Source organism: Massilistercora timonensis, assembly GCF_048354975.1.
GTDB classification, from domain to species: domain Bacteria; phylum Bacillota; class Clostridia; order Lachnospirales; family Lachnospiraceae; genus Massilistercora; species Massilistercora timonensis.
The window spans coordinates 23,704-36,192 of sequence record NZ_DBGCJQ010000101.1; the positions used below are offsets into that span (position 1 = coordinate 23,704).

Genomic DNA, 12,489 nt, shown 5'->3' on the forward strand with positions numbered 1-12,489 from the left:
GATAAAAAATTCCTGCAGAGCTGTCCGGCCGAACTGCCCTGCAGGAAGCGTTGCTGTTACTATTTAGAAAATGTGGTAGTTCACTACCAGAGCCGCGAACACGATGGATACCATGGACAGCAGCTTGATCAGGATGTTGATGGACGGTCCGGAGGTATCCTTGAAAGGATCGCCCACCGTATCGCCTACAACCGCCGCTTTGTGGGAATCGCTTCCCTTGCCGCCGTATTTGCCGCCCTCGATGTATTTCTTGGCATTGTCCCAGGCGCCGCCTGAGTTAGCCATGAAGATGGCCATCAGGAAACCGGTGGCTGTAGCTCCGGTGAGAAGGCCGATCACGCCGTTGTAGCCCAGGATCAGTCCGGTGACGACCGGAGTGATGATGGCCAGCAGGGTGGGGGTGATCATCTCGTGAAGGCTGGCCTTGGTACAGATGTCCACGCAGGTCTCATAATCCGCGTCTGCCTCGCCTTCCATCAGGCCTTTGATCTCCTTGAACTGCCGCCGTACTTCTACCACGATACTCTGTGCCGCCCGTCCTACCGACTCCATGGTAAGAGCCGCGAATACGAAAGGCAGGCAGGCGCCGATGAAGATCCCGACCAGAACGGTGGGGTTCATCACGCTCATGTCAAGGTTGACGCTGCTGCCGCCTACCTGTTCTACCTTCTCCACATAGGAGGCGATCAGGGCCAGCGCCGTCAGGGCCGCGGACCCGATGGCAAATCCCTTGCCGGTGGCAGCCGTTGTATTTCCAAGAGAATCCAGCGCGTCGGTCCTTCTGCGGACTTCTGCTTCCAGTCCTGCCATCTCCGCGATACCGCCGGCGTTGTCAGCGATGGGGCCGTAAGCGTCTGTGGCCAGGGTGATACCCAGGGTGGACAGCATTCCTACCGCCGCCAGGGCGATGCCGTAGAGGCCTCTGGTGGTCTCAACAAAACCGCCGGAGAACGCGTACGCCGCCATAACGCAGATGGCGATGATGATGATGGGCACCGCTGTGGACAGCATGCCCAGTCCCAGACCGCCGATGATCAGCGTGGCAGATCCGGTCTCGGACTTGGCCGCCAGGTTCTGGGTGGGTTTATAGGTATCCGATGTAAAGTACTCCGTGAAGAATCCGATCAGCACGCCTGCCAGCAGGCCGCCCAGGATGGCGAAGTAGAATCCGATGAAATCTTTCCCCAGTACAACCCACACGATGGGGAAGGAAACTACCGCGATGATCAGGGCGCTGGTGTTGGTGCCCCGGCGCAGCGCTTTCAGAAGCGTCATCTGATCGGTGCTCTCTCCGGTCTTCACCAGAAGAGATCCCAGGATGGACGCCAGCACGCCGATGGCTGCCAGGATCATGGGGATCACCACTGCATTTACCCGGTCTACGGATTCGATCTTATTAAACGCGATCACGCCCAGGGAGCAGGCGGACAGAATGGAGCCTACATAAGACTCATACAGATCCGCGCCCATACCGGCCACGTCGCCTACGTTATCACCTACATTATCTGCGATGACCGCCGGATTTCTCGGGTCATCCTCCGGGATCCCGGCCTCTACCTTACCTACCAGGTCCGCGCCTACGTCCGCGGCCTTGGTGTAGATCCCGCCGCCCACACGGGCGAACAGCGCCATAGAAGAAGCGCCCATACCAAAGGTGAGCATCGTACTGGTGATATCCTCCAGAGGCAGCTTGAATACCAGCCGCAGCAGAAGGTACCAGATAGAGATGTCCAGAAGTCCCAGGCCCACTACCGTGAATCCCATAACGGAACCGGCGGAAAAGGCTACCCTAAGTCCCTTGTTCAGACTGTTCTGGCAGGCCGCCGCCGTCCGGGCGTTGGCTCTTGTGGCGATCTGCATCCCCACGAATCCGGACAGGCCTGAGAAAAATCCGCCTGTCACGAAGGCAAAGGGTACAAACCAGGTCAGCATGTCGAAGGCTGCCATAGCCGCCAGGATCACGAACATTACCGCAAAGAACCCGATCAGGATCTTGTACTGCCGTCTCAGGTACGCCATCGCCCCATTGTGGATCGAAGCGGAGATCTTCGCCATCCGGTCGGTCCCCTGTGGGAAGGTCAGAACTTTTTTCGCTCTGGTAAATGCGAACAGAAGCGCGATCACAGAGCCGCACAGTGTGAGCAGTGCCAATTGATTATCCATACCTCTCTCTCCTCCATTCCAAAAAGAATATTTGTATATCTGGCAACATTGTAACACTTTCGATCAGGTTTTGGTATCTTTTTTTCGCTAAGAACGGGGCAGGTAACTGCCAAAAGCCGCCGGGATGGGATATCTCTCCTGGATCTCTTCCGGGTGGATGAAGAGGAATCCCTTCTCGTTGGTCTTCTCCAGCTCGTCCACCCGCACCTCATACCCGGTCATGTGCCACTCCACATGGCTGAAGATGTGCTTCGCCTCCGGAAGTTTCTTGATCCGCACCGGCATAAGCCCGATCTCCTTGCTGTAGGCGGCCACTTCCTTCCGGGACATATGCCCCAGGTAGTTGGGCAGCTCGTACATCCCGGCCAGAAGCCCTTTGTCCGGCCGCTTACAGATGGCCGTCTTCTCCCCGTCCCGGAATACCAGGATCGTGCGCTCCTCGATCCGCCGCTCCTTCGCCCTGGTTTTTACCGGCAGCTCTTCGATCCTTCCCTCCATCCGGGCCCGGCACATCCCGGCCAGGGGGCATGCTCCGCATTTTGGCTGGCCGTTTGGCACGCACACCATAGCTCCCAGCTCGATCAGTCCCTGGTTGAAATCGCTGGCCGCGTCGGCCGGGATCACAGGTTCCAGATTCTCCTCCACCTGCTTTTTGGTACTCTGCTTCATAATATCGGAATCATCGCCGGTCAGCCGCATGATCACCCGCAGCACATTTCCGTCTACCGCCGGTTTGGGAAGGCCGTAGGCGAAGGAGGCGATGGCTCCCGCCGTATAGCTGCCGATCCCTGCAAGGGACCGGATCCCCTCATAGGTCACCGGGAATTCCCCGCCGTAGTCCGCCATCACCTGCCGGGCCGCCTTCTGCATGTTCCGGACCCGGTTATAGTAACCCAGGCCCTCCCACAGCTTCAGAAGCTGATCTTCCGGCACCTCCGCCAGATCCTTAACGGCAGGAAGGGCAGCAAGGAATCTCTGGTAATAGGGTTTTACCGCTTCCACTCTTGTCTGCTGGAGCATGATCTCCGACACCCACACATGGTAGGGAGAGGGCTGCTGCCGCCAGGGAAGGTCCCGCCGGTTCTCCCGGTACCACCGGATCAGGGGCTCCCCCATCTCATAGAAAATGGGATCTCCAAGGACCACCGGAACCGGGTCCGCCGCCTCCAGCCGGGCCGGCTCCACCCGGCAGTCACAGGCCAGGATCTTCACCCCGGCTGCCGCCGCAGCCTCCAGGGCTCTGGCAAACTCCGGATGGGTCTCCCGGTTGGGAGTAAAATACTTTACATCCTTCATCTGGATCACGAAGAACACATAGGTCTCATATCCTTCTTCCCGGGCCCGGACCAGTTCCTCCAGGTGCTTCACCGCCCGCTGGCTGGGGGCGTCCGGGAACCGGACCACGCCCTCTTCCTCCAGGGTCACCCCCTTCACCTCCATAAGGATCTTCCTCCCTTCCGCCTCCGCATAGAGGTCAAACCGGGAGTTGCCGTAGGTGTATTCCGGCTGGATACGGTCCACCCGGGGAAAAAGCCCCCCTGCCTCCAGCCATTCCCGGGCCACCTGGTTGGGCGCCTGGGAGTCCATATTGATAAGCCGGTCCCCTTTTTGCACCGCGATCAGGTCCCACCGGGTCTTCCGGTCCGGATTTTTCCCCTCCTCCAGCCAGACGCGGGCGCCGGGAGTCAGAAGCTCCCGGCAGCGGCCGGTGTTCTTCACGTGGACCACTTCTTCCTTCCCGTCCAGCTCCACGTGGGCGATAAACCGGTTGGGGCGGGAGAGAAACCTTGCCTCTCTCACGTCGTGATATCTCATCTTGTCCTCCTTATTTCCAATACAAAGGGCCTGAGCTGCACTCAGGCCCCGCCGTACGCATAAAACTCTGTTCGGCTTTTACTGTTCTTTCTCGTTCTCCTGCTTCTCCAGGAAATCCTGGATCGCCTCGTTAAGGGAAAGCATCTTGTCATCCAGTGTGGAGACCATCTCCGCACATTCCCGCAGTTCCCGGCTGATATATTCCGGGGCGTTTCCCTCGAATTTGTAGTAGATCTTATGCTCCAGGCTGGCCCAGAAGTCCATGGCGATGGTCCGGATCTGGATCTCCACCTTGGTGTCCACCACGCTGTCGGAAAGGAAGATGGGCACAGACACCAGCATATGGTAGCTCTTGTACCCGCTTTCTTTGGGATTCTTGATGTAGTCCTTGATGGACAGCACCTTCAGGTCGCTCTGGTTCCCGATCATCTCCGCCAGCCGGTAGATATCTGAAGTAAAGGAACAGATCACCCGGACTCCCGCGATGTCATTGACGTATTTGACCATATTTTCAATCGAAGACTCATATCCGTACCGTCTCAGCTTCTTCACGATACTCTCTGGCGTCTTCACCCGGGTCTTGATATGCTCGATCGGGTTATACTGATGGACGTGCTGAAATTCATCATTCAGGATCTCCAGCTTGGTCCCCACTTCCTTCAGCGCGGAAGTGTAGAGAAACATGATGGTCTTCCAGCTGTCCACATCCTCGTAATTCTTCACCACATTCTGCAAACGCCTCACTCCTCTCAATAAAGCCGAAGAGTTTATTCCGTATTGCTTTATAGTATATCATATGAGCCTATAATTGTCTTGAATTTAACACATATTTAAGAAAATTAATATTCAATTCCTTCCCGGGCCGTTGTCCCTGCGTCATAGGGATGCTTCATCTTCACCATCTCCGTGGCATAGTCAGCGATCTCCAGCATCCGGTCCGAGACTTTATGGCCGGTGAGAATGATCTCCAGCCCCCTGGGCTTGTGCTGCAGGAAGCTGATCAGCTTCTCCTCGCTTAAAACCTCTAACTCCACCGCACAGAGAGCCTCGTCCAGAAGCAGCATGTCGAAGGGTCCGCAGAACTTGACGATCTCATCCAGGGCTTTGGTATTGTAATGCTTCAGCCCTGCCCGTTCCTCCCGGTTCATCTGACTTACGAATTTCACCTGCTCCCTTCCCGGCAGGCAGGTAATGTTGGGGATCTCATCCAGGATCCGGCGCTCCCCGGAGCTGTTGTCCTTCAGGAACTGGAAGACCAGCACATGAAGCCCGTGGCCTGCCGCCCGCAGGACCTGTCCCATGGCCGCCGTGGTCTTTCCTTTCCCTTTCCCGTAATATACATGTATCTTCCCGGTCCCTGTCATCTTGTGATCCCTGCCTTTTCCCGTAAATTCCTGCCCGGGGTCCGTCTCCTGCGGCCCCGGCTTTTCTTTATTATACCAGCAGGTCCCGCCGGATTACAACTCCAGCTTCATATCTCCAAACTTGATCCAGCCTTTCTTGCGCATAAATTCTGAGACTGCCAGCGTAACCGCCGCCGGCAGGAGGATCTGGATCACCAGGATCTTGGCCAGCACCATCCCGGCGGGCTCCGTCTGGATCATGGTCTGCCAGGTCATGATCTGGCCCACCAGACCGGCGGTTCCCATACCGGATCCGGTGGCGTTGCTGGTCATGTGAAGGATCATGGTCCCCACCGGGCCCAGCACCGCGCTGGAAATGATGGCCGGCAGCCAGATGATGGGCTTGCGCACGATATTGGGCACCTGCAGCATGGAAGTTCCGATCCCCTGAGCCAGAAGGCCGCCGATCTTATTCTCCCGGTAGCTGGCCACCGCGAATCCCACCATGTTGCAGCAGCAGCCTACTGTGGCCGCCCCTGCCGCCAGGCCGGACAGATTCAGGATGATCCCCAGGGCTGCAGAACTGATGGGCAGCGTCAGGATCATCCCCATCAGCACCGACACCACGATCCCCATCAGGAAGGGCTGTTGCTCCGTCCCCCAGTTGATGAGAGACCCCAGCCAGTTCATGAACCCGGAGATGGGCGGGCCCACCAGAAGGCCTACGGCAGATCCTGTGCCGATTGACACAAGGGGCGTCACCAGGATATCCACCTTCGTCCTCCCGGACACCAGATGTCCAAAGAAAATGCCCACATAGGCGGCAATAAACGCTCCCAGGGGCTCTCCCGGTCCTGCGTAGACCATAGAACCCTCTACCAGCACCGTCCCTGCCAGCAGGTTGCTGGCAAACGCCCCTGCCATCCCGGCAACCGCCGCCGAGATCACCACCAGGGGAGACTCTTTGAATTTATAGGCTACCGCCCCGCCGATCCCGGCTCCTGTAAGAGAGGCCGCCACCTTGCCGATCACAAAGATCATCTCCCCCGCCGGGCCGCCAACAAGCGTCCCGATCTGCTGGATGATGGTCCCGATGATCAGGGTGGCAAAAAGCCCCTGGGCCATAGCGCTTAAGCCCTCGATAAAGATCCGGTCAAGTATTTTCTTTAGTTTCTCCATGTTTTTTCCCTCGCTCTCACTGTTACGACATGTGTCTTGTCACCAGACAAGTTTATCACGGCCCCAACAGGAAGGCAAGTCTTATCTTAGGAAAAAGGACAGGCTTTCCGCCTGTCCTTCCTTCTCCTTATTCCTCTGACATCAGTTTGTTGTAATAAGATTCCGCCGTATACAACGCGGCCACCGGATTATGTCCCAGCACCCGGTCCTTGGTCACCCCTGTGGTGGTCAGCGCCTCCGAATATTTATAGAAGAGGCTGTCATGTCCCACGCACAGCCCCATCACCACATTCAGCTGGGTTCCTTTGGCATTCAGGATCTTCGCCTGCAGGATGGGATTGCACATATTCTTCCCCAGGCTGCAGCATTCTTCCGGGATGCCCACTTCTGTCTTGGGCACGGTCCCTGCCTTGCAGGCCACGCCGTAGACCTCAAATCCGTGTTTCCTGAGGATCGCCGCCAGGGTGCGGCTTTCTTTCAGGAGCCCCACGCAGGTGGCGATGCCGATCTTTTTGGCGCCAATCTTCTCGGCGAAGGCCATGATCTCCTCCACCCGGGTATATTTACAGTAATGTTCATACTCCACTTCCGCCGCCGCCACCGTCACCCGGTGGTTTTCTTCCTCCTGATACAGTTCCATCGCCTCCCGAAGGATTTCCGGATCCATATGGGTGGTCAGGCAGAAATCGGGAAATGTCTTGTCCCCTCTGTCACAGTTCTTCACCCCGCAGTCAATGCAGGACATCTCTTTCTTATCCATGGTTTGCGCTCCCTCCTCTTTTATCCCTGCTCTTTCTTCCTCATCTTCAGCTTCAGCCGGGCCAGGGCTTTCCTGGCGTCCATCTCATCTACGGTGTTTTCTGCCAGCACGGTAGTCTCGTCTCCCACCGCGCCCGTCTTCTCCAGCGCCTTATAGTAACACTGGACTCCGTCCAGGTGATCGTTCTGCACCACGAAATCCTTGGCCGGCACCATGCTCAGCGCCACCACCGGCACGCCTCTTACCTCCGCCGCCTCAATGGCGTGGGCATAGTCCACATGGTTGTTGCCCAGGCCGTTGCAGGAGAAGATTGCTCCGTCTGCCCGGGCACATTCCAGGCTTACGCCCACCCGCTCCGCAGACAGATATTTATCCTCGTTGCCGTCCGGAGATCCCACGATGATGATCCCCCGCAGATTCACATCCCCGTCCTGGGACACTGCCTCCACCAGGGGATCCCGGTAATAGTGCAGCGACGTTTCCTTCATACTTGTTCCGATTCCCATCTGACCTTCCTCCTCTCCTAATCCATGGCCCGCATCACGCCGTCACGGAATTCATTGGGCGTCACCAGCGCCGGCATGCACCCCATATCGATCACCGAGTGCCCGCCCTCGAAGCCGCAGGGCTCATTGCCGAACATCCGGGTGTCATAGACCGCTCCCTGGCCGGACACTTCCTTGACGATGTACACATCCTTGCGCCAGGGCTCGTAGGTCTCCTGAAATACATGTTTCTCCGTACATTTGTAGCCGTTGAATTTCTTCATCTGCTCCCGGAAGATCTGGCAGAAAGAATCACAGGCCCTGTGGGCCGCATCCGGTCCAGGCCGGTCTGCCCAGGTGCCTTCTCTTAGCACCACGTCAAAGGATATCAGAAGGTCTGTCTCAAGAGGCGTCCCCGCCCGGCCCCATGCCACCTTCTCCGCCAGGATCCCGTCGCTTCCGCCGAAATTGCAGACCTGCCGGCCGCTCTCGTCGATGCCGGTGAGCAGCACATACACGCCGGTGAGGGTGTGGGTGATCCCTTCCCCCACCTTGCCCAGCACCTTGGTGGAAATGGGGATCACATCCATGATGGTGTTGGTGTGCTGATCATGTTCCTCCGGCCGGATGATCCGGATCTTGATCTCTTTGATCAGCGGTTCCTTTGCCAGGATCTCTTCCGCCGTCTCCCTGCATACCGTCAGTTTCCCGTCCACGGTCACCCGGTTTTCTTCTCCGTACTCTACATCAGTCACGTGGTACGCCCGCACCGTAAGTCTTGAACCTGTTTCCACTGAATCTCAACCTCCTTTATCTTTGTTCCAGATACCAGGCCACGATCAGGTCTGCCATCCGATCATAGCTTTCCACTCCGTCTTTCTGTCCGTTGGCCTTGAGGTAACGGTCATTGACCTGGTCCGCCACCTCTGCCACCCGGCCGTCATACCGGCTCCAGAACTGACTGTTGGCCGCAAGATCCACCTGTGCCCCATCTGTCAGCTGGCCGCGGATCTCCTCCCAGCTCTCATAATCCGCCTCATAGAGCACGTTCATGCAGTTGATCCAGCCAAGCATGGCGCCGCTGTATTGAAAATCCACATCCTCTGAGCGGCGGCAGGCAAGAAAGGCGATGAAATTTGCCTCTTCCTCCTGCATGAACCCTCTCAGATGAGAGAGCTCGTGGCAGGCGGTAAAAGGAATGTTATAAGGCGTCATTGCCGTATTATAGTTGGCTTCTATGGTAAAGGGCGAATACACCCCAGTCAGCTTCTGCACCGACAGGATCCAGGGATTGAGAAGCCCCTTGGGCCTGGGGTAATATCCCTCAAGCTGGGGATAGACTTCTCCCAGACTTTCCATGGCCTCCACAGCCTCCTTCTCCGGGGAACCTTTCAATTCTATCTGTCCGTCCCGTCCACGGGACACCTGACCGCTCCAGGCGTTCACCTCCCCGGTCAGCCACAGGCAGACCTCCTGCAGTTCTTCCACCGTATACCGGGCCCTTTGGATCCCGGCGCTCTCCGCAAAGGATTCCCGGTAATAATTGACGCCGCAGCCCGCCATGTAAAGGAAGAAAAGGACCGATCCTGCCAGCAGGATGTGGACCAGCCATCTCTTCCCTCCCCCTCTGCGGACAACCAGTCTGATGCCGGTGACCAGCACAAGCAGCAGCAATATATATAGAAGGATCTCCGCCACCGACCAGGGCAGCATCCCTGTGATCCGGCCAAGGACATTTACCAGAACCGGATAGATATGGGTACTGTACCACTGCCCGAATCCCGCATTCAGACGGGCCAGCCCGGCAAGGAGCGCCCCTGCGGCAAGAAATCCCGCCGTTATTGCCAGTTCCTTTCGGGGTGCTGTTTTTTCTTTCGCTTTCCGTCTGTTCATCTGCGCCATCCTAGATCATTTGAAAACAAATGTCCGTTCCTTTTGCCGACAACCGCACCGACGCATTCATGGGCAGCGTGATGGAATCCCCTCTGTGTCCGGCGTTCAGCCCGAAGATCACCGGGCCATTTACCACCTCCAGCGCTTCCTTCACAAGCTGCCGGGCGCTTCCCGGCCTCCCCGGGGTGTCGCAGTCCGTCAAAGCCCCAACCACCACGCCGGCCGCCTCCTGGAGCTTCCCCGCCATGGCGAGCTGAGTGAGGATCCCGTGAAGCCGGTAGGGACGCTCGTCCACCTGTTCAAAGAAGAGGATCTTCCCCCTGGTATCGATCTCCCAGGGCGTACCCATCAACCGGGCGATCAAGGTCAGATTCCCGCCGGTAAGTTTTCCCTCACAGGTCCCTTCCTGAAGGACCTCCATCCCATCCCCGTTCAGGTTGGCAAATGTAAGAGGACGCTCTGGTTCTGCGATCATATCGATAAACAGATCCAGCGCTTCCGGCGTCCCCGGGCGCTTTATACTATAGAGCACCGGCCCGTGATAGGTGACAAGATCCGTTCTCTGTCCGATGCCAAGGTGCATGGCTGTGATGTCGCTGAACCCGGAGAATACCGGGCGGTTCTTCTCCAGCGCCTGATAATCCAGATGATCCAGGAGCGTCATGGAGCCGTATCCTCCCCACATACAGAAGATCCCTTTATTCCTTTCATCCCGGACCGCCTCGTTCATGATCTCGGCCCGCTCCCTGGGCGTCCCTCTCCGGAATGCCATATCCTTTGAGAAGGCCACTTCAAATCCCTTCCCTTCCAGATACTCACGCATTCCCCGGATGCCGTCCTCCGTAAATGCATTGGCCGGGTCGATCACCACGATCCGGTCCCCGGGCCGCAGTGGCCTTGGATAGATAACACTCATCTTTTTTGCCTCCTGTCTCTTAGGCGTTCTCTGTAACTTTCCCCTTCATTGTAGCACGATAAAAGGCCTCACGCAAACGGAGACGGAAGGATCTTTCCCCCGGCGTCACAGTAGATCACATCCCAGGGACGATGCCACCGGTAATGGAGATAGCTCCGGTACAATTCCAGCTCATACCGGGCTTCTTCTCTTGGTCCGTTGATCTTACGATGCTCCTCCACCACTTCCCGGGCCAGCTCGTTCCCGTCAATGGGAAGAAGGGAATTCACCACCACGCACAGCCGGATATCTGTCTCTCCCCCACTGGTGAATACCGAGGAAGCGCACACCTCCCAGGGCCTTGCCTCCACACTTGCCATCCACAAGACCAGCACCGCCGCGCAGATAAAAATAACCCTTCTTTTTCCTTTTCTTTTCACTCTTCTCACCCTTGCAAGAAATTACATTCTATTTAGTTACAGTGTAATTTAATACATCTATATTTTCAATTGTAATCTGGGTATACTGATTGCAAAAGACAGTGTGGGGTTAGACGTAATGAGTAGGATTAGAATCGACATAGAACGGGTTCTGCAGGAAAAGGGGATCAGCAAGACGCAGCTTTGCTACACCTGCAGGCTCCAGCGCACACAGCTGAATAACTACTGCAAGAATAAAGTCGTCCGCATCGATCTGCACACTCTTGCGAAGATCTGTGATTTCCTGGACTGTGACGTCAACGAGATCCTGAAGCTGGAGAAAGACGACAAAGAATGACCCATTTTGAAACCGCCGGGGCGTGAGATTTTCGCCCGGCGGTTTTTTGCGGAAAATATTTGGAAAAACCGGTTGACAAACACCCCCCACAGCGTTAAGATATCCTTAGTTTTCGCACTTTAAACAGCTAAAATTTTACAGTGCGAATATGGAGGGAAAATTCTTATGATCATCGTATTAAAACCAAATTCAACCCAGGAACAAGTCTCCCGCGTAGAAGCTCTTGTGAAAAAGCGGGGACTGGATACACATATCGTAGTCGGTACCGGCCAGACCATCATCGGCTGTATCGGCGACACTTCCCGCATCGACCCCCGTCTCTTCGAGGTCAACCCTTATGTAGACAAGGTCATGCACGTACAGGAGCCTTACAAGCTGGCCAACCGGGCCTTCCATCCGGACAACTCCGTGGTGGACGTCTCCGGCGTGAAGATCGGCGACGGTCATCTTGGCCTGATCGCCGGCCCCTGCTCCGTGGAATCTTTTGAGCAGGTGCTCGCCGTGGCCAAAGCCGTAAAGGCCTCCGGCGCCAATCTCCTGCGGGGCGGCGCGTTCAAGCCCCGGACCAGCCCCTACTCGTTCCAGGGACTGGGGCTGGAAGGACTGGAGATCCTCTGCCAGGTGAAAGAAGAAGTGGGACTCCCCATCGTCACAGAGCTGATGTCCCCGGAGCACCTGGACATTTTCAATGAGAAGGTGGATCTGATCCAGATCGGCGCCCGCAATATGCAGAACTTCGACCTGCTTAAGCAGTTAGGCCAGGTGGACCGCCCCATCCTTCTCAAGCGGGGCCTGAACGCCACCTATGACGAATGGATCATGTCCGCAGAGTATATCATGGCTTCCGGAAATGAAAATGTGATCCTCTGCGAGCGGGGCATCCGCACCTTTGAGAGCTATACCCGGAACACGCTGGATCTCCAGAGTATCCCGGTGCTTCATAAACTGACCCACCTTCCGGTGATCATCGATCCCAGCCACGCCGGCGGGAAATGGTGGCTGGTAGACTCCATGTCCAAAGCCGCCATCGCGGCAGGGGCGGACGGCCTGATGGTGGAAGTGCACAACGATCCGGAATCTGCCCTGTGCGACGGAGCCCAGTCCCTGAAGCCAGAGAAATATGACCGGCTTCTCCGGGAGGTTTCCCAGATCGCCCAGGTAGTGGGAAAGCAGGTGTGA

13 protein-coding genes and 1 pseudogene are annotated in these 12,489 nt (G+C 56.8%); 2 read left to right on the top strand and 12 right to left on the bottom strand.

Annotated elements, in window-relative coordinates; all coding sequences use genetic code 11:
- Positions 1–63: 63 nt before the first annotated feature.
- The 12 genes and pseudogenes from ACML7B_RS09055 to ACML7B_RS09110 form a co-directional block, all read right to left on the bottom strand.
- On the bottom strand, positions 64–2,163 hold the full coding sequence (locus ACML7B_RS09055; RefSeq protein ID WP_418540757.1) for a sodium-translocating pyrophosphatase: 2,100 nt from the start codon (positions 2,161–2,163) through the stop codon (positions 64–66).
- 87 nt (positions 2,164–2,250) lie between these two features.
- Positions 2,251–3,279, bottom strand: a complete 1,029-nt coding sequence (gene mutY / locus ACML7B_RS09060; protein WP_418540808.1) for an A/G-specific adenine glycosylase — start codon at positions 3,277–3,279, stop codon at positions 2,251–2,253.
- A 21-nt stretch (positions 3,280–3,300) separates the two neighbouring features.
- A pseudogene (gene sfsA, locus ACML7B_RS09065) lies at positions 3,301–3,978 on the bottom strand (DNA/RNA nuclease SfsA); the annotation flags it as partial.
- Between the two features lie 78 nt (positions 3,979–4,056).
- On the bottom strand, positions 4,057–4,662 hold the full coding sequence (locus ACML7B_RS09070) for a GTP pyrophosphokinase (RefSeq protein WP_418540811.1): 606 nt from the start codon (positions 4,660–4,662) through the stop codon (positions 4,057–4,059).
- Positions 4,663–4,817: 155 nt separating this feature from the next.
- On the bottom strand, positions 4,818–5,342 hold the full coding sequence (locus tag ACML7B_RS09075) for a cob(I)yrinic acid a,c-diamide adenosyltransferase (protein WP_418540759.1): 525 nt from the start codon (positions 5,340–5,342) through the stop codon (positions 4,818–4,820).
- A gap of 93 nt (positions 5,343–5,435) precedes the next feature.
- Positions 5,436–6,500 carry a PTS transporter subunit IIC gene (locus tag ACML7B_RS09080; protein ID WP_418540760.1) on the bottom strand — a complete coding sequence of 355 codons (1,065 nt, stop codon included), beginning with the start codon at positions 6,498–6,500 and terminating at the stop codon, positions 5,436–5,438.
- Between the two features lie 127 nt (positions 6,501–6,627).
- Entirely contained in the window at positions 6,628–7,260 is a 633-nt protein-coding gene (locus ACML7B_RS09085) for a DUF1847 domain-containing protein (RefSeq protein WP_346707287.1), read from the bottom strand.
- Positions 7,261–7,280: 20 nt separating this feature from the next.
- On the bottom strand, positions 7,281–7,766 hold the full coding sequence (locus ACML7B_RS09090; protein WP_106789248.1) for a glycine/sarcosine/betaine reductase component B subunit: 486 nt from the start codon (positions 7,764–7,766) through the stop codon (positions 7,281–7,283).
- Between the two features lie 17 nt (positions 7,767–7,783).
- Positions 7,784–8,539 (bottom strand): proline reductase cluster protein PrdD, encoded by a 756-nt coding sequence (gene prdD, locus ACML7B_RS09095; RefSeq protein WP_346707288.1) that lies wholly within the window; start codon positions 8,537–8,539, stop codon positions 7,784–7,786.
- Between the two features lie 16 nt (positions 8,540–8,555).
- Entirely contained in the window at positions 8,556–9,638 is a 1,083-nt protein-coding gene (locus tag ACML7B_RS09100) for a DUF3810 domain-containing protein (RefSeq protein ID WP_418540762.1), read from the bottom strand.
- Between the two features lie 10 nt (positions 9,639–9,648).
- Positions 9,649–10,554: a S66 peptidase family protein gene (locus tag ACML7B_RS09105; RefSeq protein WP_418540764.1), complete on the bottom strand. Its 906-nt coding sequence runs from the start codon at positions 10,552–10,554 to the stop codon at positions 9,649–9,651.
- A 68-nt stretch (positions 10,555–10,622) separates the two neighbouring features.
- The gene (locus ACML7B_RS09110; protein WP_418540765.1) at positions 10,623–10,973 is read right to left on the bottom strand and encodes a hypothetical protein; all 351 of its coding nucleotides are present in this window, start codon (positions 10,971–10,973) and stop codon (positions 10,623–10,625) included.
- Between the two features lie 118 nt (positions 10,974–11,091).
- Here ACML7B_RS09110 and ACML7B_RS09115 point away from each other — a divergent pair, with 118 nt between their 5' ends.
- The gene (locus ACML7B_RS09115; RefSeq protein WP_106789252.1) at positions 11,092–11,310 is read left to right on the top strand and encodes a helix-turn-helix domain-containing protein; all 219 of its coding nucleotides are present in this window, start codon (positions 11,092–11,094) and stop codon (positions 11,308–11,310) included.
- Between the two features lie 165 nt (positions 11,311–11,475).
- On the top strand, positions 11,476–12,489 hold the full coding sequence (aroF, locus tag ACML7B_RS09120) for a 3-deoxy-7-phosphoheptulonate synthase (protein WP_346707292.1): 1,014 nt from the start codon (positions 11,476–11,478) through the stop codon (positions 12,487–12,489).

Excerpts from the sequence above, each read along its gene's own strand:
- ACML7B_RS09075 (WP_418540759.1), bottom strand. The coding sequence starts at position 5,342 with ATGACAGGGACCGGGAAGATACATGTATATTACGGGAAAGGGAAAGGA.
- ACML7B_RS09115 (WP_106789252.1), top strand. The coding sequence starts at position 11,092 with ATGAGTAGGATTAGAATCGACATAGAACGGGTTCTGCAGGAAAAGGGG.
- ACML7B_RS09085 (WP_346707287.1), bottom strand. The coding sequence starts at position 7,260 with ATGGATAAGAAAGAGATGTCCTGCATTGACTGCGGGGTGAAGAACTGT.
- ACML7B_RS09105 (WP_418540764.1), bottom strand. The coding sequence starts at position 10,554 with ATGAGTGTTATCTATCCAAGGCCACTGCGGCCCGGGGACCGGATCGTG.
- aroF (WP_346707292.1), top strand. The coding sequence starts at position 11,476 with ATGATCATCGTATTAAAACCAAATTCAACCCAGGAACAAGTCTCCCGC.
- ACML7B_RS09055 (WP_418540757.1), bottom strand. The coding sequence starts at position 2,163 with ATGGATAATCAATTGGCACTGCTCACACTGTGCGGCTCTGTGATCGCG.
- ACML7B_RS09100 (WP_418540762.1), bottom strand. The coding sequence starts at position 9,638 with ATGAACAGACGGAAAGCGAAAGAAAAAACAGCACCCCGAAAGGAACTG.
- ACML7B_RS09090 (WP_106789248.1), bottom strand. The coding sequence starts at position 7,766 with ATGGGAATCGGAACAAGTATGAAGGAAACGTCGCTGCACTATTACCGG.
- ACML7B_RS09080 (WP_418540760.1), bottom strand. The coding sequence starts at position 6,500 with ATGGAGAAACTAAAGAAAATACTTGACCGGATCTTTATCGAGGGCTTA.
- ACML7B_RS09070 (WP_418540811.1), bottom strand. The coding sequence starts at position 4,662 with ATGTTTCTCTACACTTCCGCGCTGAAGGAAGTGGGGACCAAGCTGGAG.
- mutY (WP_418540808.1), bottom strand. The coding sequence starts at position 3,279 with ATGGGGGAGCCCCTGATCCGGTGGTACCGGGAGAACCGGCGGGACCTT.